At 69.8% G+C, this 20314-nt stretch carries 26 protein-coding genes and 1 riboswitch; of the genes, 11 read left to right on the forward strand and 15 right to left on the reverse strand.

What is annotated here, in order from left to right:
- Positions 1–162: 162 nt before the first annotated feature.
- On the reverse strand, positions 163–525 hold the full coding sequence (locus ABGB08_RS18565; protein ID WP_347591854.1) for a BlaI/MecI/CopY family transcriptional regulator: 363 nt from the start codon (positions 523–525) through the stop codon (positions 163–165).
- A gap of 137 nt (positions 526–662) precedes the next feature.
- Complete coding sequence (locus tag ABGB08_RS18570) at positions 663–1622, reverse strand: cation diffusion facilitator family transporter (protein ID WP_347591856.1); 960 nt, start codon at positions 1620–1622, stop codon at positions 663–665.
- 546 nt (positions 1623–2168) lie between these two features.
- Between ABGB08_RS18570 and ABGB08_RS18575 the strand changes: the two genes are divergently transcribed.
- The 3 genes from ABGB08_RS18575 to ABGB08_RS18585 are packed head-to-tail and all read left to right on the forward strand — an operon-like array spanning position 2169 to position 3401.
- On the forward strand, positions 2169–2921 hold the full coding sequence (locus tag ABGB08_RS18575) for a hypothetical protein (protein WP_347591858.1): 753 nt from the start codon (positions 2169–2171) through the stop codon (positions 2919–2921).
- A 26-nt stretch (positions 2922–2947) separates the two neighbouring features.
- On the forward strand, positions 2948–3139 hold the full coding sequence (locus ABGB08_RS18580) for a hypothetical protein (protein WP_347591860.1): 192 nt from the start codon (positions 2948–2950) through the stop codon (positions 3137–3139).
- Between the two features lie 46 nt (positions 3140–3185).
- Complete coding sequence (locus ABGB08_RS18585) at positions 3186–3401, forward strand: hypothetical protein (RefSeq protein ID WP_347591862.1); 216 nt, start codon at positions 3186–3188, stop codon at positions 3399–3401.
- On the opposite strand, the gene ABGB08_RS18590 is transcribed toward ABGB08_RS18585, so the two are convergent.
- Together ABGB08_RS18590 and ABGB08_RS18595 are read right to left on the reverse strand one after the other, a co-directional pair.
- Positions 3402–4094 (reverse strand): cation transporter, encoded by a 693-nt coding sequence (locus ABGB08_RS18590; protein WP_347591864.1) that lies wholly within the window; start codon positions 4092–4094, stop codon positions 3402–3404.
- Positions 4091–4483, reverse strand: coding sequence for a metalloregulator ArsR/SmtB family transcription factor (locus ABGB08_RS18595; RefSeq protein WP_347591866.1), 393 nt, complete (start codon positions 4481–4483; stop codon positions 4091–4093). Before ABGB08_RS18595 ends, ABGB08_RS18590 begins: the two co-directional genes overlap by 4 nt.
- Before the next feature lie 29 nt (positions 4484–4512).
- Between ABGB08_RS18595 and ABGB08_RS18600 the strand changes: the two genes are divergently transcribed.
- Positions 4513–4680 carry a DUF3105 domain-containing protein gene (locus ABGB08_RS18600; RefSeq protein WP_347592063.1) on the forward strand — a complete coding sequence of 56 codons (168 nt, stop codon included), beginning with the start codon at positions 4513–4515 and terminating at the stop codon, positions 4678–4680.
- On the opposite strand, the gene ABGB08_RS18605 is transcribed toward ABGB08_RS18600, so the two are convergent.
- Positions 4649–7048 carry a heavy metal translocating P-type ATPase gene (locus tag ABGB08_RS18605; RefSeq protein ID WP_347591868.1) on the reverse strand — a complete coding sequence of 800 codons (2400 nt, stop codon included), beginning with the start codon at positions 7046–7048 and terminating at the stop codon, positions 4649–4651. The genes ABGB08_RS18600 and ABGB08_RS18605 overlap by 32 nt on opposite strands.
- A complete protein-coding gene (locus ABGB08_RS18610; RefSeq protein ID WP_347591870.1) occupies positions 7045–7629 on the reverse strand; it encodes a TetR/AcrR family transcriptional regulator in 585 nt (194 codons plus the stop codon). Before ABGB08_RS18610 ends, ABGB08_RS18605 begins: the two co-directional genes overlap by 4 nt.
- A gap of 115 nt (positions 7630–7744) precedes the next feature.
- Between ABGB08_RS18610 and ABGB08_RS18615 the strand changes: the two genes are divergently transcribed.
- Together ABGB08_RS18615 and ABGB08_RS18620 are read left to right on the forward strand one after the other, a co-directional pair.
- A complete protein-coding gene (locus ABGB08_RS18615; RefSeq protein ID WP_347591872.1) occupies positions 7745–7975 on the forward strand; it encodes a hypothetical protein in 231 nt (76 codons plus the stop codon).
- Entirely contained in the window at positions 7972–8514 is a 543-nt protein-coding gene (locus ABGB08_RS18620; protein WP_347591874.1) for a hypothetical protein, read from the forward strand. The genes ABGB08_RS18615 and ABGB08_RS18620 overlap by 4 nt, the downstream gene beginning before the upstream one ends.
- Positions 8515–9313: 799 nt before the next feature.
- On the opposite strand, the gene ABGB08_RS18625 is transcribed toward ABGB08_RS18620, so the two are convergent.
- Positions 9314–9661 carry a hypothetical protein gene (locus ABGB08_RS18625; protein WP_347591876.1) on the reverse strand — a complete coding sequence of 116 codons (348 nt, stop codon included), beginning with the start codon at positions 9659–9661 and terminating at the stop codon, positions 9314–9316.
- Between ABGB08_RS18625 and ABGB08_RS18630 the strand changes: the two genes are divergently transcribed.
- From ABGB08_RS18630 to ABGB08_RS18640, 3 genes are all read left to right on the forward strand, one after another.
- Positions 9635–9892: a zinc-binding dehydrogenase gene (locus ABGB08_RS18630; protein WP_347591878.1), complete on the forward strand. Its 258-nt coding sequence runs from the start codon at positions 9635–9637 to the stop codon at positions 9890–9892. The genes ABGB08_RS18625 and ABGB08_RS18630 overlap by 27 nt on opposite strands.
- Positions 9889–10086 carry a zinc-binding dehydrogenase gene (locus ABGB08_RS18635; RefSeq protein WP_347591880.1) on the forward strand — a complete coding sequence of 66 codons (198 nt, stop codon included), beginning with the start codon at positions 9889–9891 and terminating at the stop codon, positions 10084–10086. Before ABGB08_RS18630 ends, ABGB08_RS18635 begins: the two co-directional genes overlap by 4 nt.
- A 201-nt stretch (positions 10087–10287) precedes the next feature.
- A complete protein-coding gene (locus ABGB08_RS18640; RefSeq protein WP_347591882.1) occupies positions 10288–10974 on the forward strand; it encodes a GNAT family N-acetyltransferase in 687 nt (228 codons plus the stop codon).
- On the opposite strand, the gene ABGB08_RS18645 is transcribed toward ABGB08_RS18640, so the two are convergent.
- From ABGB08_RS18645 to ABGB08_RS18665, 5 genes are all read right to left on the reverse strand, one after another.
- On the reverse strand, positions 10899–11315 hold the full coding sequence (locus ABGB08_RS18645; protein ID WP_347591884.1) for an ATP-binding cassette domain-containing protein: 417 nt from the start codon (positions 11313–11315) through the stop codon (positions 10899–10901). The genes ABGB08_RS18640 and ABGB08_RS18645 overlap by 76 nt on opposite strands.
- A 102-nt stretch (positions 11316–11417) precedes the next feature.
- On the reverse strand, positions 11418–11942 hold the full coding sequence (locus ABGB08_RS18650) for a hypothetical protein (protein WP_347591886.1): 525 nt from the start codon (positions 11940–11942) through the stop codon (positions 11418–11420).
- Complete coding sequence (locus tag ABGB08_RS18655; protein WP_347591888.1) at positions 11912–12067, reverse strand: hypothetical protein; 156 nt, start codon at positions 12065–12067, stop codon at positions 11912–11914. Before ABGB08_RS18655 ends, ABGB08_RS18650 begins: the two co-directional genes overlap by 31 nt.
- A gap of 244 nt (positions 12068–12311) precedes the next feature.
- Positions 12312–12986, reverse strand: coding sequence for an ABC transporter permease (locus ABGB08_RS18660; protein ID WP_347591890.1), 675 nt, complete (start codon positions 12984–12986; stop codon positions 12312–12314).
- The gene (locus ABGB08_RS18665) at positions 12983–13525 is read right to left on the reverse strand and encodes a hypothetical protein (protein WP_347591892.1); all 543 of its coding nucleotides are present in this window, start codon (positions 13523–13525) and stop codon (positions 12983–12985) included. The genes ABGB08_RS18660 and ABGB08_RS18665 overlap by 4 nt, the downstream gene beginning before the upstream one ends.
- Positions 13485–13582, reverse strand: a riboswitch (SAM riboswitch). (Overlaps the previous gene by 41 nt.)
- Before the next feature lie 94 nt (positions 13583–13676).
- Between ABGB08_RS18665 and ABGB08_RS18670 the strand changes: the two genes are divergently transcribed.
- Together ABGB08_RS18670 and lysS are read left to right on the forward strand one after the other, a co-directional pair.
- Positions 13677–14297, forward strand: a complete 621-nt coding sequence (locus ABGB08_RS18670; protein WP_347591894.1) for a hypothetical protein — start codon at positions 13677–13679, stop codon at positions 14295–14297.
- A 79-nt stretch (positions 14298–14376) separates the two neighbouring features.
- Complete coding sequence (lysS, locus tag ABGB08_RS18675; RefSeq protein WP_347591896.1) at positions 14377–16095, forward strand: lysine--tRNA ligase; 1719 nt, start codon at positions 14377–14379, stop codon at positions 16093–16095.
- Positions 16096–16141: 46 nt separating this feature from the next.
- Here lysS and ABGB08_RS18680 read toward each other — a convergent pair whose 3' ends face one another.
- The 3 genes from ABGB08_RS18680 to ABGB08_RS18690 form a co-directional block, all read right to left on the reverse strand.
- On the reverse strand, positions 16142–17857 hold the full coding sequence (locus ABGB08_RS18680) for a S8 family serine peptidase (RefSeq protein WP_347591898.1): 1716 nt from the start codon (positions 17855–17857) through the stop codon (positions 16142–16144).
- 144 nt (positions 17858–18001) lie between these two features.
- Positions 18002–18652, reverse strand: coding sequence for a response regulator transcription factor (locus tag ABGB08_RS18685; protein WP_155354265.1), 651 nt, complete (start codon positions 18650–18652; stop codon positions 18002–18004).
- 23 nt (positions 18653–18675) lie between these two features.
- Positions 18676–20256 carry a hypothetical protein gene (locus tag ABGB08_RS18690; RefSeq protein ID WP_347591900.1) on the reverse strand — a complete coding sequence of 527 codons (1581 nt, stop codon included), beginning with the start codon at positions 20254–20256 and terminating at the stop codon, positions 18676–18678.
- Positions 20257–20314: the final 58 nt, after the last annotated feature.

Consider the following 20314-nt stretch of genomic DNA (forward strand, 5'->3'; position numbering starts at 1 on the left):
TCAGTGTCTGAAGGGGCCGAGTGATCCGCGTTCAGGCTGATTCGCCACTAAGCCGGTCTCACTCGCTAGCTACCGCACTGTATCGATAGTCATCGAATTCGAGCAATATCGATATTGATCCTTATCGATGTGAGGACTGTGAGCGCCCTGGCGGAACCGGCGTCACCGAGGATCCCCGTTGGATTCGTGCTCTCGCAATGCCGCTCTTAGCGCTGCGGTGACCTCGGGTGAGACTGTGCCGACGAAACGCATCACCGCCGCCTCGACGTCACCTGCTTGGTCCAAGGCGACGCGCATCGACTCCGCCACGAAGGCGTCTCTGTCGCCGGTGGCCTTGTAGAGGTGCGCGCGTCCTTCGCGGTGCCGTGAGACCAGCTCTTTGTGCGAGAGCCGTACCAGAACGGTCAGTACGGTGGTGACCGCCGGCTTGGACGGGAGGGCGTCGGCGAGTTGCTGGGCGAACATCCCGTCGGGATGTTTCCACAGTGTCTCCATGATCGAGCGTTCCAGGTGGCCGAGCCGCACCGCGCACCCCTTACGTTCCCATCGCCGAAGCACGAGGGTACGCGATCCGGGTCCCGCGCAACGAGCGCCGCGGGCGCTACGGTTCAGCCGCGAATGGGCTTGGTGCCAGGAGGCCGAGGCGAGTAAGGCTACGGTGATCACGCCTCGGCTCCAGGGGTGCCGGCTTTGTGGGAGGGGCCCTGGGGGTCGGCGCAGTGGGCGCCGACCGTCAGCAGTGCTTCGGGCGCGTGGTCGACTTGCAGGGTGGTGTGCTCGATCCCGTACTGGTCGTGGACGAGGCGCTCGGCGGCGACGCGGGCGGCGTGGCAGTCGGCGCCGGGCTTGACCAGGATGTGGGCGGACATCGCGGGGTAGCCGGAGGTGACCTCCCAGATGTGCAGGTCGTGGACTTCCACCACGGAGTCGAGGGAGGCGGCCCTGCCGCCGATCTCGGCGGGGTTCATGCCGACGGGGGCGGCTTCCATGAAGACGCGGCCGGAGTCGCGGACCAGACCCCAGCCGGCCTTGAGCATGAGGGCGGCGACGATCAGGGCGGCGAGGGCGTCGGCGCGGCCCCAGCCGGTGAGCCAGACGACCGCTCCGGCGATCGTGGTGGCGATGAAGGCGAACAGGTCGTTGAGGATGTGCTGGTAGGCGCCTTCGACGTTGAGGCTGGTCCGGTTGGCCTTGGACATCAGCCAGGTGGCCGCCAGGTTGATCGCGATGCCCGCCAGGCCGGTCACGACCACGTACAGGCCCTCGACGTCGGGAGGTTCGACGATCCGGCGTACCCCCTCGACGATGAAGTACGCGCTGAGCAGGAGCAGGGTGATGCCGTTGATCTGCGCTGAGATGATTTCGGCGCGTTTGAGCCCGTAAGTGAAGCCACCTTGTGGCGGACGGGCGGAGATGCGCATCGCGATCAGGGCGACGACGATGGCGATGGCGTCGGTGAGCATGTGCCCGGCGTCGGAGATCAGCGCCAGCGATTGGGCGATGACGCCGATGACGACCTCGATCACCATGAAACCGACGATCAGGGCGAGCGCGCCGCTCAGGTAACGACGGTCGGCCTCCCCGCTGACCCCATGCCCATGCCCGTGCCCGTGGTCAGACATCGATTCGCTCGTCGTGGCCGATGTGGGTGATCGCGAGGTCGAACAGCATGCGGACGTGGGAGTCGGCCAGCTGGTAGTAGGCCATCCGCCCGGAGCGGCGCGCCTTGACCACCCGGTGGGTGCGCAGCAGGCGCAGCGCGTGCGAGGGCGTACCCGAGGGATGTCAACAACTACTCAGCGTTAGGTCATCGGCCCCCTCGGCAGACTTGAACACTTGCTCAGATGTGTAAACGTTGAGTAGTGGGATATCTACTCTCAGTAATGAACGCAGGTGGGAGCCCTACTCGGAGGATGCCATGACGCATGCCCATCACCCCCACGCCTCACATGCCCACGACGAACACACCGAACATCACCTGAATGAGCCCGCGGAACAGAGCACTGCGGGTTGCGCCGGCGACGCCACTCAGGACGGCTGCTGCGCCGCGGAGTGAATCACCCGGGGACCGCCGGCCGCGCGCCGGCGGTCCCCGACCGTCACGACCTCGAAGAAGGGATCACGCGATGCTCCTGATGGAGCCGACGTTGGAAGGACGACCTCCAGGTATGGCAGTGTGGCTGGCCGTTATCTTGATCACCTTGTCCACCCTGGCGGGCGCCTGGCTGGCCAGGCGGAAATCCCGGCAAGTCACCGCGCTGCTGGCCATCGCGTCCGCGCTGATGCTGGTCACCGCATTGATCGACATGCTCCCGGACGCCTGGCAGGGGGCGAACGAGAACGGCGTCCCGGTATGGGCACTGGGGTTGGCGATCCTGTTCGGATTCCTGGTGATCACCTATTTCACCCGGAAGGGCTGCGGGCACGACCATGAAAGCTCCAAACCGGCCGGTGGCGAGCACGCGCCCGGTCTGCACCGCCGGGTCAAGGAGGTGCTCAGCGCCGCGGTGTTCGGCGGCATGGGTACGGCGGCGGCGCTGTCGGTGCACCGCGCGGTCGAGGGCGCGACACTGGCCCTGACCGCGTCCGCCATTGTGGTGATCGCCCTCATGGTCCATTCCACCAGCGAAGGTCTGGCCCTGACCGCGCTCCTGGACATGGCGAAACAACGGCTGACGCCATGGCTGACGGTCTCGTGCGTCAGTCCGGCGGTCGGCGTCCTGATCGCCACGATCAGCCCCATCCCGCCTCAGGTCGAGCCCATTCTGATCGGCGTGGTGGCGGGTGTTCTCCTCCGTACGGCCGTGGTGGGCATGAAGCTGGCGGTGAGCAGGCAGCAGGACGGGCGGCTGCCCCGGCGGCCTCAGGAATTCCTACTCCTTCTCCTCCTCTCGACAGGAAGCAGCTGCGGGCAGCCTTGACCGAAGGGCGACTCAGCCTGTCCGAGGTGTTCGCCCGTACCGACAAACTGACGAAGAAGACCTACATCGGGTGGCTGTTGCGCGGTCTGTACGGCGATGGCGTGGAAGACCTGCTGGCGGCTGAAGGCATCGAGCCCACCCGCACAGTCGGCGATCTCACGAAACGACAGCGCGCCTATCTCGTGGAAACCGTCTCCACAACTCGAATGGTTCGGTGATTCCCTGGCACCGGCGATCGGTGCCAGGCCGATTCTCGCCGTCACCGTGACGAGTGACTCAGCGCTTCTCGTCTTGGCCGCGCCCAACCGCGGCCTGCTGGTCGTGGCCGTTCTCGGGGCGAAGATCCGCTGGTGGCTGCTCCCGCGCGTCATCCGCCGGGAACGCACCAGTCTGATCGCGTGGGGGAGTGTCGAGGTGGCGGTCATTGGGCTGGCGTACGGCATCGCCGTGGTCCTGAGCCGGGCTTCCACCCTGATCTGATCAGTGGCAGCATCCGTCCGCGCACGCCGCCGTCCCGGGTTCGGCGGATGCCCTACCGGCTGACTGGAGTGGCGCGCAGCAGACGTCGCCTCGCCAGGCGTCACGGCCTTCCTTGACCGCGACGGCGGCGATGACCAGGGCGGCGATCGGGTCCGCCCAGGACCAGCCGAACAGGCTGTTGAGCGCGAGCCCGACCAGCAGGACCGCCGAGAGGTAGGTGCACAGCAGGGTCTGCTTGGAATCGGCGACCGCGCTCGCCGAGCCGAGTTCGCGGCCGGTCCTGCGCTGGGCGTACGACAGGAAGGGCATGATCAGCAAGGACAGCGCGGCCAGGATGAGCCCGGGTGTGGAGTGCTCGGCTTCTCCGCTGCCCAGCAAGGCGCGTACGGCGTCGAAGGTGACGTAGGCGGCCAGGGCGAAGAAGGACAGCGCGATGACCCGCAGCGCGGCCTTCTCCCGCCGCTCGTGATCGGCGACCGAGAACTGCCAGGCGACGGCGGCGGCCGAGGCCACCTCGATCACCGAGTCCAGGCCGAAGCCGATGAGCGCCGCGGAGGAGGCGATGGTCCCGGCGGTGAGCGCGATGGCGGCTTCGATCACGTTGTAGGTGATGGTGGCCGCCACCAGCAGCCGGATCCGGCTCCGCAACTTCGTGCGGCGTGCCGGCACGGCGTCAAGGTTCACGGTGGTCATGACGCGGGCTCCGGCTCGGCGTCCACCAAGCCGCTGACCGGTTCGCCAGGACGCAGCGTGATGGCGTGACCGGTGGCGCCGAGCAGATGCTCGGCCGCCGCTAGCAGGTCCATCAGCTCGGGCCGGGTCAGGGCGTAGAACGACTGGCGGCCCTCGGCCCGGTAGTCGACCAGGCCGCAGTCACGAAGGCAGGCCAGGTGCTTGGACACCGTGGACTGGGCCAGCCCGAGTTCGGCGGTCAGGTCCACGACGCGTACTTCACCGCGGGCCAGCCGGGCCACGATCCGCAGCCGCGTCTCATCGGCCAGCGAGTGAAACAGTGCCGCGGCAGGGGAGATACCAGCCGCGATGTCGGCGGTGACACACCGCCCACCCTCATTAATCGCCATGTGGCGATGATAGCTCTGTCCAGCGATCGATAGTCAAGCCCTCTGTTTGCGACCCCACGTGGCAGAACTGCGGCGTGTACGCCAAGTCCTTGCGTAAGGAGAACGTCGTACACGCTCAGGAGCACGGCGCCGTGTGGATCACTGTCCGGCTCCACCCGTGGGTGATCATTGGGGTTGCTGGAGGCGCAGCCGCTTGAGGGTCAGGGCGTTGACGGCGACGATGAGGCTGGAGCCGGACATCGACACCGCCGCGATCTCGGGGCGGAGCATCAGGCCGAACGCGGGCTCGAATACACCCGCCGCGATGGGCAGGGCCAGGGTGTTGTAGCCGATCGCCCAGCCCAGGTTCTGCCGCATCTTGCGCAGCGTGCCCCGGCCGATGCGCAGCGCCGTGGGCACGTCCAGCGGGTCTGAGCGCATCAGCACCACATCGGCGGTCTCGATGGCCACATCCGTGCCCGCGCCGATGGCGATACCCAGATCGGCCTGGGCCAGGGCGGGGGCGTCGTTGACCCCGTCTCCCACCATGGCGACCTTGCGGCCACCGGCCTGCAGCCGGGCGATGGCGGCGGCTTTGTCCCCTGGCAGCACGTCGGCGATGACGGTGTCGATGCCGAGCTGTCCGGCGATCCGGTTGGCGGTCGCGGTGTTGTCGCCGGTCAGCATGACCACCTCGACCCCGAGTTCATGGAGCGCGGCCACCGCCGTCGCGGAGGTGTTCCGCGGGGCGTCGGCGATGCCGATCACCGCGGCCGCGACGCCGTCGACCGCGACCATGACCGCCGTTCTGCCGCCCTCGGCCACCTCGTCGCGACGCGGGCCGAGCGTGCCCAGGGCGATCCCCTCACGTTCCAGCAGGCGCCGGTTGCCCACCGCCACGCGATGCCCGGACACCTCGGCGACGGCGCCGTGGCCGGGCACGTTCTCGAACCGCTCGGCCCGCGTCCGGTTCAGCCCGCGGGCGTCGGCATGGCCGGCGATGGCCTCGGCCAGCGGATGTTCCGACTCCCGCTCCACCGCGGCCACCAGCGCCAGCAGGTCGTCCTCGGCCCAGCCGTCGGTGATGACGTCGGTGACCTCCGGCTCGCCCCTGGTCAGGGTGCCCGTCTTGTCCAATACGACGACCTGGACGCGGGCGGAGGTCTCCAAGGCGATCGCGTTCTTGAACAGCACCCCTCGCCGGGCGCCCAGGCCGGTGCCGACCATGATCGCGGTCGGGGTGGCCAGGCCCAGCGCGTCCGGGCAGGTGATGACGACGACGGTGATGGCGAACAGGATCGCCACGCTGAACGGCTCCCTGGCCATAAGCCAGGCGCCCAAGGTGAGCCCCCCGCCGACCAGGGCGACCAGGACCAGCCAGAACGCCGCCCGGTCGGCCAGCCGCTGCCCGGGCGCTTTGGAGTTCTGGGCTTGCTGGACCAGCTTGACGATCTGCGCCAGCGCGGTGTCGGCGCCCACCTTGGTCGCGCGTACGCGCAGGGTTCCGTTGCGGTTGATGGTGGCGCCGATGACGGCCGAGCCGGGCTGCTTGTGCACCGGCAGGCTCTCCCCGGTGACCATGGATTCGTCGACCTCGCTCTGGCCGTCCTCGACCAGGCTGTCGACAGGGATCTTGGCGCCGGGCCGTACCAGCAGCAGGTCTCCGGCGGCGACCGCCGCGGTGGGCACCTCGACCGGTTCGCCGTCGCGGATGAGCGTCGCCCTGGGCGGGGCCAGGTCGAGCAGGGCACGGACCGCGTCGTTGGCGCCGCCTCGGGCGCGCATCTCGAACCAGTGCCCGAGCAGGACGAAGGCGGCCAGCACGGTCGCCGCCTCGTAGAACACCTCGCCGCCGCCGGTGAGCGTGACCACCAGCGAGTACAGCCAGCCCGCGCCGACGGCGACCGCGACCAGCACCATCATGTCCAGCGTGCGGGCCCGCAACGCCCGTACCGCGCCGTCGAAGAAGATCCAGCACGAGTAGAGGATCACCGGCAGGGAGAGCAGCAGCGCCCACACGTCCTGGCGGAGCCCGAACGGGACCGGCACGTCCAGGCCGAGCACGTCGGTGCCGATCGGTGACCACATCACGATCGGGATCGAGAACAGCGCCGCCACCAGGAACCGGTTGCGCATGTCGGCCACCATCGCGGCCATCGACATCCCCGCGTGCCCGCCATGGCCCATCATCTCGTCGGGGGCCTCATGCGCTTCGTGCGCTTCGTGCTCCTCCGGCCGGACAGCGACGCCAGGTTCAACCTGGATGTGCCCGGCATGGCCCGGCACCGGCGGATCGGGTTCGGCCATCGGGTCGCAGATGTGGGCGGGAACCGACTGGCCGGCGCAGTGGTAGCCGCACTCGATCACCCAGGCGCGCAACTCCGGCAGGGAGGTGACCCTCGGGTCGAACACCACCGTCGCCGTCTGGGCGACCGGGTTGACCTCCACATCCAGCACGCCGGGACGCTGGCCGAGACGAGCCGCGACGGCATTCTGCTGCGAGACCCACAACAGACCGCTGACATCGAGAACAACGGTGCTGCGGTCCTTCCCGGGGCCCGGGTGGACATGGCTGTGCTGTGTCATGGACCGGTCTCCGCTTGCAGACCGGCCAAAGTCACCTTGACAAGGCGGCGCACGGCGGCTGGGGAGGGCAGGCTGCCTGCCGCGGTGAGCGCGTGCAGGCAGTAGGTCGCCAGTTCCTCGGGCGCGACGTCCTGGCGGAGGCCGCCGGTCTCCGCGGCCTCGGCCAGCAGATCGCGGACCATGTCGTGGAGTTGCCGCTGAGCCCGGACGACCTGTTCGTCCCGGTGGAGGAAGGCCCCGAGTTCGGTGCCATGGTGACCGTGGGACTCGTGGGAGATGAGGGCGAATGCCTCCAGCACTGCTTCGAGTCGCCGGCGGGCGTCGCCGGCGCGGTCTCGCGCGTGGGCCAGATATTCGAGGTGAGCGGTGATCTGGCGTTGGTGCCAGGCGAGCAGGATCGATTCGACGTCTGAGAAGTACTTGTACAGCGTCGCCCTGCCGATGCCGGTCTTCCCGGCGATCTGCGACATCGTGACCGACGCCAGCCCTTGCTCGGCCGCCAGCGTCGCGGTGGTGTCCAGGATGGCCTCGCGGACCGCGCGGCGGTGTGCCTCGATCGTGTCATTCCAAATCCTGGGCACCCCACCACTATACGCAACGACGATATCGGGACACTCTGTATTGACATAGACATAGTGTCTCGTAAACTGCCACCAATTCGACATCGCAATCGCATGAGGAAGAGTGGATGCTCCGATGGCTGATCTGCCCAGCGGCTCCGGTTCCAGCAACGACACCGGCCCACCACGCTGGGTGAAGGTGTTCGGGATCATCGCTCTGGCGCTTGCGCTGCTCTTCGTCGTTCTGATGCTGTTCGGCGGCGGAACTCACGGCCCTGGTCGCCACACTGGTGGCATCGGGACGTCCCCGCCCGTCCGCCTGGTGGCGGCCGAGGAGCACGCACTGCCGGTGGACGATCGCCGATGACCATGACCCCCCGCCTTCGCAAACTGGCGCTGACCGTTCATGTCATGTCATCTGCCGGCTGGCTTGGCGCGGTCGTCGTCTTCCTCGCTCTCGCCCTGGTGGGCCTGGCCGGCAAGGATGCTCAGACGGTACGTGCCGCGTATCTCGTGATGGGCCCGACGGCCTGGCTGGTCCTTGTCCCTTCGGCCCTCGCATCACTTCTCACCGGGCTTGTGCAGTCACTGGGCACGACGTGGGGTCTTTTCCGGCATTACTGGGTCCTGTTCAAACTTCTCATCAACATCGGCGCCGTCATCGTCTTGCTGATGTACATGCGGACTCTGAGCTACCTGGCCGGCGTCGCGGCGGCGCCCGGCGACGATCTCGGTGCGTTGCGGGAACCGTCCCCCGTGATTCATGCCGTGCTCGCCCTGCTCCTGCTGGTCGTGGCCACCGTGCTGGCGGTGTACAAGCCCCGAGGCACAACCGCGTACGGCCAGCGCGTACAACACGGGCGGCGAACAGTGGCGGTAAGGGAGCGCGGCGCCACCCAGGCGTGATGGCGCGCTTGCCGTCTGCTGCTGGAAGGCACAGCGCGAGATTCACCAAACCCACGCGAAGGATGGCTCGGCGATATCGAAGGTCTGCGAATCAGCCTCGCCGGAGCGGAGGACAAGCTCGCGCGGATCGACCGGCGGAGCTTGCGGGCGATCGACCTGGGCATACCGGGTCGCGCCGCCGCTCCTGTCCTGTCAACAGCGCCATGCCCGCCCAGCACCGCACCTGACCGGCGGGCTGTCCAGGAGCCGGTGCCGGCCCCGACGTTCAGCACCGTCTGCGCGTCCCCGAGCGCGTCCCAGATCTGCGCGGCGATCCGCGGCTCGGTACGCCGTGTCGCGGTGTAAGCGTCGCCGATCGCGTCGTACAGCCGTGCACCGAGCATCTCCAGTTGCTCCTCCGGTGTCACCTTCAGTCCCTTCGCCCGTGCCTCAAGTTCCCTGTCGATGGCCGCCACCATGGCGTCAGCGCGATCACGCCGCTCCAGCAGCAGGCCGCGCAGTCGGCGCAGGTGCGCGACCGCGTCGGTAGACGGGTCGCCGACCAGTTCCGCAACCTCCCGCAGCCCGAAGCCCAACCGCCGATAGGCCAGCACCTCCCGCAATCGCTCAACGTCGCACGCCGAATAGGCCCGGTACCCGGCCGCGGTCCGCGCCGAAGGCCGAACGAGCCTGATCTCGTCATAGTGATGCAGCGTGCGGACGCTCACGCCGGCCAACTCGGCCACGCGTCCCACGGTCCAGTGATCCTCCACGGCACCGACTATGCGGCCTGACGCCACGTGAGGGTCAAGAGCCCTACTCACGGCAGCAAGCACCGAACGCGAAGCCGCGGTCCGAGGCGACTCCCGCAAGCCAGAGCGATGGTGGCGGTGGTCGAGGTCGGCGCGGGTGTCGAGGGGTTCCAGGGCGGGGACGCGGTGTTCGGCAACGCGCTCGCGGGAAGCTTCGCCGAGTACGCGCTGCTGCCCGCCGAACTGACCGCGCACAAGCCCTCCGGGCTGTCGTTCACGGACGCGGCGACGCTGCCGGTCGCGGCGGCCACCGCGTACGACGGCATCCGGCAGTTCGGCCTGCCGCCGGGCTCGACCGTGCTGATCAACGGGGTCGGGGAGGCGTGGGTGTGGCCGCCGCGCAGCTCGCCCGTCATGCCGGTCTCCACGTGGTGGGCACCGCGAGCGCCGCCAAGAAGGACTTCGTCGCGTCGCTGGGCGTGGCCCATGTGGAGCCGGGGCCTGGGGTCGCGGACCGTGTGGCCGCCGCTGCCCCGGACGGGATCGACGCGATCTTCGACCTGGTCGGCGGGCGGCTCTGGAAGAAGTGGCCGACGTGCTCAAGGATCGGAGCAGGCTGGTCAGCGCTGCCGACCTGGCGACGGTGACCGCGCTCGGGGGCGTCTGGGTGGCGCGGGCGCGGAGCAGGGAGACGCTGGACGCGCTGGCACAGCTGGTCCTTCAGGGGGCTTTGAACCCGCATGTGACGACCATCTTCCCGCTGGCCGAGGCCGCGAGCGCGCTGCGCCTGGTGGAGGAGGGCCACGCCCGCGGCAAGGTCGTGATCGAAGTGCCGGAGTGATCGGGGCACTGGTGTACGCGGGGGGCGCCGGAGTGATCGAGCCGCTGGAATGCGCGACGTGCCGAAGTGCGCGAGGCGCCGGTGTGATCGAAGCTCTGGAGTGCGCGAGGTGCTGGCGTGATCGAGGTGCCGGTGTGTACGAGGCGTCGGTGTGATCGAGGTGCTGGTGTGAGTGAGGTATGCGATGAGTGAGGTACTGGCGTGACTGAGGTGCTGGATAACCCCGCGTGGGCGGCCTTGACGGGGCCTCATGCGCACTTCGCCGAGCGGCATGGGGGTGCGTTGCGGTATCCGCTCGACGTCTCCCCGTTCCTGGCTCTGCCGGACCGGCCGTCCCCGTCGGACTGGGACGACGTGGCCAGGCTGGCCGGGCGGGGAGGGACGGTGGCGGTGGCGGGGCTGGCCGTTGTTCCCCCGGAGGGATGGGAGGTGGTGTTCAACATGGCGGGGGTGCAGATGACCGGCGAGGATGTGACCGGTGCGTCCGACGACGAAGCGGTCCAATTGGGTCCTGAGGACGTGCCGGAGATGATGGACCTCGTCGAGAGGACCCAGCCGGGGCCGTTCCTGCCGCGGACCATCGAGCTCGGCTCGTACCTGGGGATAAGGCGGGACGGCGCGCTGGTCGCGATGGCGGGGGAGCGGCTGCGGCCGCCCGGGTGGACGGAGATCAGCGCCGTCTGCACCGACGAGGCGTTCCGGGGGAGAGGGCTGGCGGGGCGGCTGGTGCTGGCGATCGCGGCCGGGGTGCGGGAGCGCGGAGACGTCCCCTTCCTGCACACCGTGGCGGACAACGTCGGCGCGATCCGCCTTTACCGATCACTCGGCTTCCGGCTCCGCCGCACCACGACCTTCCAACTCCTGCGAGTTCCGGTCCTGGTGGGCTGACCGCGCGGGTCGCGGCCCTGCCGGACCGGGGCGCCGTCCAGCAGGACCTGCCCGGTCCGGCCGGGCGCGCCCAGGCCGGTGACGGTGTCGAGGAGTTCGCGCTGGCCGCTGCCGGTCACGCCCGCGAGGCCGACGATCTCCCCTGGCCGGACCGCGAACGAGACGCGGGACAGGCGGGGCACGCCGTCGGCGTCGCGGACGGTGAGCTCGCGGACGTCGAGCGCGGGTTCGCCGTCCGGCCGGGACCGGTGGCGGGGCGCGGGTGCGGCCAGGGAGCGGCCGATCATGGCGTGGACCAGCTCGTCGGCGCTGGTATCCGCCGTGGCGAAGCGGTCGGTCACGCGTCCCTGGCGGAGTACGGTGACCTGGTCGGAGGCGGCGAGGACCTCGGTGAGCTTGTGCGTGACGAGGAGGATAGAAGGCGAGGGTCATCGCGAGGAACTTCACGACGCTCTCGCATACCGGCTGACCGGCCGCGCCAGACCCAGCCGCCCGCGCAGATCCGCCGTCTCGTACGCCGTCCGGAACAAACCCCTGGCCTGGAGCTCCGGCACCAGGCCCTGGGTGAGCGCGGACAGATCGCCGGGGAGCCCCCCGGGACGCAGGCGATACCCGTCCAGGCCCGCGTCCCGCCAGCCCGCCAGCAGGTCGGCGAGCCCTTCCGGCGTGCCCTCGAAGATGTGCGCGTCCGAGACCAGGGCCGCGCCGTCGAGATCGTCCAGGCGGGTCTTGTCACCTCCCAGGAACACCACCAGATCGGCGAAAATTTTCAGCTCGGGCCCGGTCCGGCCAACGGTCGCCTCCGCCTCCCTGACCTGCCCGACGATCCGCCGCGCGTCGTCCTTGTCCTGCGGCGTCACATAGACGACATCGCTGCCGCGCGCCGCGAACTCGTACGGCACGACGTCGCCGGACTCGACCACCCGCCCGTCCTTCATCACCAGCACCCGGTCGCTGACGTGGTGCACCACCCCTCCTGGTAGATGACCTGGATGTGCCGCCGCAGCTCCCGCTTCCGCCGGGCGGTGAGCCCCGCCCACGGCTGCCCGTCGATCTCGACGGACCCCCGGTCGGGGGCGAGCAGGCCGAGCACCAGCCGGGCGGTCGTGGTCTTGCCCGACCCGGACTCGCCGACGGCGCGGCGCCGTAGACGATGCGGGTGAACACGTCGCGGCCGTTGGCGTCCGTGCCGAACAGGTGGTCGGCGCTCGGGCCCTCCAGCGCGGCCAGCGCGTCCGCCTGGTCCGGGGTGCCGTCCACCAGCAGGGCGGGAGCGAGCGCGGCCAGCGTGATCAGGGCCAGCGTCACCGACGCCGCGCCCACCCCCACGCGGGCCTTCACGCGGCGCTCCGCAGCCGCGGGTCGATCACCAGATAGAGCAGGTCGATCAGGATGTTGACCACCACGTACAGCAGGGCCGTGACCAGCACCACGCCCATCACCACCGGCAGGTCCTTGCCCGTCACAGCGGTCAGGGTGAGCTGGCCGATGCCCTGCCGGGAGAAGATCTGCTCGACCGCCACCATGCTGCCCACCATCAGGCCGATCACCCAGCCGAGCAGGGTCACCGCCGGGACCAGGGCGTGCCGGAGCGCGTGGCGGAGCCGTACCCCCAGATCGGACATGCCGCGCGAGCGCGCGGTCAGCACGAACGGCTCCTCCAGGGTCAGCTCCAGGCTCTCCCGCGTCATCTGGGTGAGCATCGTGGTGATCGGGATGGCCACCGCGATGACCGGGAGCACCAGGCTGCTGCCGCTGTCGTCGCCGACCGCGGGGAACCAGCCGAGCTGGAAGGAGAAGACGGTCAGCAACAGGATCGCCGCCCAGAAGGTCGGGATCGAGACGCCGATCAGCTCCAGGCCCGAGGACAGGCCCCGGATCCAGCGTTTCCGCCGGGCGGTGAGCAGCGCCAGCGTCGTGGCCGCCACCACCGCCACCAGCAGGGCGGCCCCGGCCAGCTGGATCGAAGGCCCCAGCTGGGTGCCGATCGCCGTCGGGATCCGTCGGATCATGCCTTGGACACCCAGGCGTCGTAGAAGGTCGGGTACGCCTGCGGCTCCCAGGCGATGTCCCGGACGTTCTTCGACACGCCCAGCAGGTAGTTGAAGACGTACACGGGGAAGACCACCGCGTCGGTGTTCACCTTCTGCTGGACCTTGGCGTACAGGGCGGCCCGCTCGGCCAGATCCGTGGTGGCCAGCGAGTCGCTCAGCCAGCCGTCCACCTCGGCGTCGTCGTAGCGGGCCAGGTTCTGCCCGAAGAACGTGCCGCTCGGGATGTTGGAGATGGCGAACAGGTTGCGCAACGTGTCCCCGTCCGCGCGCTGCCAGCTGAAGTCGACCAGGTCGTAGTCACCGGCGATGGCCTTGGGCGCGAAGTCCGTGGCCGTCACGTCGGTGAAGACCACCTCGAAGCCGATCTTCTTCGCCTCGGCCTGGATCTGCTCGGCCAGCGTGCCGCGCTGCTCCCGGGCGAACGACTTCAGGAACGGCCAGCGCACGGTCAGCCGCGCGCCGTCCTTGGTGCGGTAACCCTCGGCGGGGCACCCCATGCGAGCGCGGGGGTTTGCCGGCCGACCAGCCGGGGCTTGGCGTCGGTTCTCATTACCTACTTAGACTGTAGGAAATAAGGGTTTTGCCGTCAACAGGCTTTTTATTGGTATTGCCTACCTGATATACATGAAATTCTTCAGGAGGTGGACCATGGCCCTGTCCCTTCGCCGCGCGGTTCCCGTCCTCGCGGACGGCTTCGAAGCCCTCGCCGCGGCCCGCGCCCTCACGGCCGCGCCAACCCTGAACGACGCCACACTCCAGGCCAGCGGCCTGCTCGCGATCAGGGTCCCGCGCTCATCCGGCGGCCCCGACGTGAGCGTACGCATCCTGACAAAGATCCTGCTCACCCTCGCGACAGCCGACCCCGCCCTGGCCCAGCGCTACCGCGCCCACACCCTCACCGTCGAATCCCTCCGCGCCTGCGACGGCCCCTTCGACGACGTCCTGTCCGGACGATGGCCCGCAAACCACCCACCCACGCGGCCAGGCCCGCTCGCGCCGCTCCTGAACGCCGCGATCGACTTGGGCGTCGCCAAACGCATCCTGACCGAGGCCACCCGAGCCTGGTCCGAACATGCTCCCTGGCTTCCCGCGCCCGTCCCCGAACGGCTCAGCGAACGCACCACCGACCTCCGCACCGCCGAAGCCCTCCTCGACATGGCCGCCTCCACGATCGACAACGGCCGACCAGTCACGGCCATCTCCACGGCGATATCCCAGGCCCATTCCGCCATAACGAACACCACGATCAAGTTAGGGCTCCCGTCCTGATCATGGCCGGGGGGTGGTGGCCGGTCCCGGTAGGCTTGGCCGTACATCATGGGACGGTTCCTGGAAGGACTATTCGATCGTGGCTGAGCGTAACGAGGTCGACTGGGTTTCTCGCTTCGCGGACGAGGTCATCGCGGAAGCGGAGCGCCGGGGCTCCGGCAAACCCATCGTCTGCGCCTCGGGTCTCAGCCCGTCGGGTCCGATCCACCTGGGCAACCTGCGCGAGGTGATGACGCCGCACCTGGTGGCCGACGAGATCCGCAGGCGGGGGTACGAGTGCGTGCATCTGCTGTCCTGGGATGACTACGACCGGTTCCGGAAGGTTCCCGCCGGTGTCGATCCGTCCTGGGCGGAGCACATCGGCAAGCCGCTGACCACGGTCCCGGCGCCGACCGGCAGTCCGTACGCGACCTGGGCCGAGCACTTCAAGGCCCCGATGGTGGCGGCGCTGAAGGAGCTGGGCATCGAGGTGCACGGCATCAGCCAGACCGAGCGCTACACCTCCGGCGCCTACCGGGACCAGATCCTGCTGGCGATGCGGGAGCGCGGGCGCATCGACGCCGTCCTGGGCCGTTACCGGACCAAGGCCAAGCCCGGCGCGGTCGTGCCGCAGGGGGCCGACGAGGCGAGCCAGGAGGCGGCGCTGGCCGCGGCCGAGGGCTCCGGCGCGGCCACCGAGGACGACGGCGCCACCGCGGCGGGATATTTCCCCTACAAGCCGTACTGCTCGTTCTGCGACAAGGACACGACCACGGTGACCTCCTATGACGAGGAGACCACCGAGATGTCCTATGTCTGCGCGAACGGGCACGCCGAGACCGTCCTGCTGTCGGAGCACAACCGGGGCAAGCTGGTGTGGAAGGTCGACTGGCCGATGCGCTGGGCGTATGAGGGCGTGGTCTTCGAGCCGTCTGGCGTGGACCACAGCTCGCCCGGCTCCTCGTTCGTGGTCGGCGGCCAGCTCGTCCGCGAGGTGTTCGGCCAGGACCCGCCCATCGGCCCGATGTACGCCTTTGTCGGCATCAGCGGCATGGCCAAGATGAGCAGCTCCCGGGGCGCGGTGCCGACCCCGGCCGACGCGCTGGAGATCATGGAGGCGCCGGTCCTGCGCTGGCTCTACGCGCGCCGCCGCCCCAACCAGTCCTTCAAGATCGCCTTCGACCAGGAGATCTACCGGCTCTACGACGAGTGGGACACCCTCGGCCGCAAGATCGAGGACGGCTCGGCGCCCCCCGCCGACGTGGCCGCCTTCGGCCGCGCCGCCCGCACGGCCACGGGCGAGCTGCCGCGCACCCCCCGGCCGGTGCCGTACCGGACGCTCGCCTCGATCGTCGACGTGACCACCGGGCACGAGGAGCAGATCCTGCGCATCCTGCGCGACCTCGACCCTGCCCACCCGGTCTCCTCGCTGGCGGAGGTCCGGCCGCGGCTGGACCGCGCGCAGGCGTGGGTGGAGACGAAGATGGACGCCGACCAGCGCACCCAGGTGCGCGAGGAGCCCGACACGGCGCTGCTGGCCGGGCTCGGCGACACCGAGCGGAACATGCTGCGCCTGCTGCTGGAGGGCCTGGACGCGCACTGGTCCCTGGAGGGTCTCACAGAGCTGGTGTACGGCGTGCCCAAGCTCCAGCAGGGGCTCTCCCTGGACGCGCCCCCCACGCCGGAGATCAAGGTGGCCCAGCGGGCGTTCTTCGCGCTCCTCTACCACCTGCTGGTCGGCGGCGACACCGGCCCCCGGCTGCCGACGCTGCTCCTGGCGGTGGGCGCCGCCCGCATCCGCAAGCTGCTCAGCGCCTGAGCACACGAAGAGGCCCGCCCCCCGGTAGGGGAGCGGGCCTCTTGGGTTAGTGGCCCACGGCGCGCAGGGCGTTCACGATGCCCTGACCGTAGAAGCCGTTGTTGCTCTTCCCACCCTCACAGGTGTGCGTCGCGGTCACGGTGGCGCCGCTCGGCAGGATGCGGGTGTAGGTGTAGGTGCCGCCGGCCGGGCACCGGGTGTCGGTGGCGGTGGCCTTGAGCACGCGCTCCACGTCGTCCGGGTCCATGCCGTAGCCGCCCCGGCCGTTGCGGCCGTACTTGCTGACGATCAGTGCCGCCACGCCGACCGCGCGGGGCGAGGCCATCGAGGTGCCCTGCAGGTACTGGTAGTACGCGCAGACGCTGCCCCGGCAGTCCTTCACCACATACTCGACCGTCGGGTCGCCGTTCTCGTCGATCTCCCCGTTGGCGCGGGCCAGCGATTCGGGGTACGCCGAGAGCGTCGCCTTGGTGATGTCCCGGGTGTTGCCCGGCGTGTCGTACACGTCGCCACCGGGCGCGGCCACGGCGATGTACCCGTTGCCGTAGTCGGAGTAGTACGACTTGCGGGTGCTGATACCGGTGGAGGAGACCGGCACCACGTGGTCGCCCTCGCTCGGCATCGAGACGCAGCTCGGCGGGATCGTCCTGCTGCGCGGCACCTCGCCCGGCGTGGAGGCGAAGTCCGGCGAGGAGGCGTCGGTCAGCGTCTTGGTGTAGTCGGTGGCGCCGTTCCCGGCCGCCGCGATCAGGGTCACGCCCTTGCGGTGCGCGTAGTTGAGCGCCCGCTGGGTGGCCTTGATGATGGTGGCCTGCTCCAGCTGGTCCGCCGCCGAGTCGGCCGCGTTGTCGACGCAGTTGAACAGCCACGGGTCGATGTAGTAGCTCATGTTGACCACGTCGATGCCGATGTCACCGGCGTAGGTGAGCGCGTCCACCGAGGGCTGCAGGAAGAAGTAGCCCGAGTCCTGACCGGCCCGGATGTTGACGATCGTGACGTTGGGGGCCACGCCCGCCACGCCCAGCTTGTTCAGCGGCGAGGCGATCGAGGAGGCGACGTGCGTGCCGTGCCCGTCCTCGTCCACGTTCGCCGGGTCGTTGCAGGAGGCGTCGGGCTCTTCGGCGCACGGCCCGTCGATCCGGTCGCCGTTGGCGTCGGTCGGGATGTCGACGGTGAAGTTGCGGCTGAGCGCGTTGCTGAAGTTGGGGGCGATGTCGGGGTGCGTACCGTCGACACCGGTGTCGAGGATGCCGACGAGCACGCGCTTGTCGCCCTGCTCGTACTTGTGCGCCTCGTTGGCCTTCATCTGGTCGAGGTCCCACTGCAGGTCGTCCAGCGGCTCGGCGGACGGCTTGCGGTTCCACTTGGGGAACTTGCCGTGGCCGCGGCCTTCCTTCTCGACGGCCTTGGCCTCGATGGCCTTGCGGACGTCGGCCTTGACCCGGGCGCTTTCCGGGGCCGCGCCGATGACGCGGTTACCGGCGACGCCGTCGATGGCCGCGTTGTTCTTGATCGCGTCGACGAAGCCGGCGTTGGTGGTGCTGACCGTGGCCAGCCCGACTGCGGTATTGACCTTCACAATGGTGCCGCCGGCCGCCTGGATCGCCTTTTGGGCATCGGCCGCGCTGGCTCCCTCCTTGTAAAGGACCACATACTCCTTGCTGGTCGCGGGCTCGGCTGACGAGGGTGCCGCCTGAGCCGGCGCCGTCAGAGCCGCCGCGCCTAACGCGACGACGGCGGTGAGGGCGAGAAGACGTTTCAACTGCCACCTCCCTGTGGGCAGGAGAACATAAGCAAACAGATCGGTACGCATCTGCCGCGCAGCACATATTTCGGGATTGACACCCCGCGTCAACAGGCCGCCAGAAAGTTGAGGCCAAGGTGTGACATGAACGCGATGGTGAGCTCAGCCGCCCGAGCGGATGAAGGCGAGGACGGCGAGGACCCGGCGATGCGAGCTGGGGTCGTCGAGCAGGCCCAGCTTGCCGAAGATCTGCGCCACGTGCGCCTCCACGGTGCGTTCCGTGATGGTCAGGCGGGCCGCGATGGCCTTGTTCGACAGGCCCTCCGCGAGCAGGGCGAGCACCTCGCGCTCGCGGGCGGTCAGGGCCGCGAGGGGGTCCTTCGCGCGCTGCCTGCCCAGGAGCCGGGAGACGATCGTGGGGTCGATGACCGTTTCGCCGTCGGCGAGGCGGCGGAGCGCGTCGACCAGGATGGCTTGGTCGAAGACGCGTTCCTTGAGGAGGTAGCCGACGCGTTCCGGATGGTCGCGCAGGAGGCGCATCGCGTAGGCGGGCTCGACGTACTGCGAGAGCACGAGCACGCCGACGCGCGGATGGTCGGCCCTGATGCGTTCGGCGGCGACCAGCCCCTCGTCGGTGTGGGTCGGGGGCATCCGGATGTCGACCACGACCAGGTCGGGTTCCTCCGCGCGCACGGCCGCCAGCAGCGTGCCGGCGTCGTCCACCTCCGCGGCGACGGTGTAGCCGGACTGCTTGAGGAGGTACGCCACGCCCGCCCGGGTCAGCAGCGAGTCATCCGCCACCACCACGCGCATGAGATCTCCGCTCACATGGGAGCTCACATCGTAGCCCCGGCGAGGGGAATCTCCACGCGGATGTGATCGGCGGTCGCGGTCACCCGGCCGCCGAGAGCGCCCGCGCGGTCGCCGAGGTGGCCGGGCAGGCGGGGGACGGCTCCGGTCACCTCCAGGGTGAGCACGTCTTCCCGGGCTTCCACGCGCACGTTCAGCGGTCCGGTGGCCGATCGCGCCGAGTGGTCCGCGATCAGGTAGACGGCCCGCTCGACGGCGGGCGCGAAGCGTACGCCGGGGAGTTCGGAGATCTCGACCGGGAACGGCGCCCGGTCGGCGAGCGACCACAACGCGCCCTCGATTCCGGTCTCCTCGAGGATGACGGGGAAGATGCCGTGGGCCAGCTCCCGGAGTTCCCCCAGCGCCTGGAGCGCCGTGTCGACCGCGGGATCCCCGGCGAGCCTGAGCTCGAAGGCCACCGCGAGCAGGCGCTGTTGCGCGCCGTCGTGCAGGTCGCGTTCGAGTCCGCGGCGCGCGTCGTCGCCCGCCGTCACGACGCGGGTCCGGGAGGCGCGCAGGTCCGCGATCTGCGCCAGCACCTCCGCGCGCAGCCGCTCGTTGTCGATGGCGAGCCGGGCCGCCGGGCCGATGCGCTCGGTGAGTTCCCGGCTGCCGGGGTCGTGCGCGATCAGCGCCACGGGCTGGCCCTCCCTGACGATGGAGGTCACCGCCTGACCCTGCTCCGGTCCGGCGGGGACTTCGGCGCCCCGGCTGTCCACGTAGCGTCCGTAACTGGGCAGCCAGTAGGCGACGGTGAGGGACGGGTCGCCGGTCACCCGGCCGAGGGTCGCCTGCAGGGACGCGGAGCCGAGGTCGTCGGCCAGGCGTCCCACCGCGGCGCGCCTGAGCCAGCCGGCGACGGTCGTCCAGATGACGGCCGCGGCGAGGCAGCAGAGCGCGGCGGCTTGGGCGAAGAAGATCGCGAGGTAGAGGGGGTTGTCCGGGCGTTCGGCCGGGCCGAGGAGCAGCGCCGTGCCGTAGAGGGCGAACGTCGCCGTCGCCACAGCGCCGGGCGGCAGGGGGAGTCCGCGCACGCGGCGGGCGACGGGGGTCATCCGCCGGTGGTCCTGGATGGCGCGGGTGGCCGCCGCGACGCCGAACACCACCGCGAAGGCGGCCCAGGAGGTGCTCAGCCACTCGGCCGCCGTCTGGTTCGGGAACGCCGGGAGGAGGCTGGCGCAGAGCCGCCAGCAATCGGGGTCGTAGAACGGGTCGTATACGAGCGTGTGGCCCACCGCCAGCAGTGCGGTGATCGTGTAGGCCGCGATCGGGGGCCGTCGCAGCGTCAGGTGGGCGGCGGCGGGGAGCAGGAAGGGAACCGCGGCCATCGCGGCGCTTCTGGCCCAGGACGGGCCTCCGGCGATCCAGATCGGCGCCAGCCAGCACAACCCGCCGGCGTACGCGGCTCCGCGCCGGCTGACGGCACCGGCCGCGAACAGGAAGAGGGCCGTCACAACGGTCACCGCGACGGGATGCCTGGTTTCCGGGTCCACATCGGCGAGCACCGCGACCGTCGCGAAGCCGTATCCGACCGCGGTGAGCGGTACGGCCAAGGGGGTGACCCGCACGGCGCCCATTCTCTCGCGGTGGTGGGAATCCGCCATTGCGGCTAGCACGTAGGCCGCG

It is taken from the genome of Acrocarpospora sp. B8E8 (genome assembly GCF_039871605.1).
GTDB lineage: Bacteria > Actinomycetota > Actinomycetes > Streptosporangiales > Streptosporangiaceae > Acrocarpospora > Acrocarpospora macrocephala.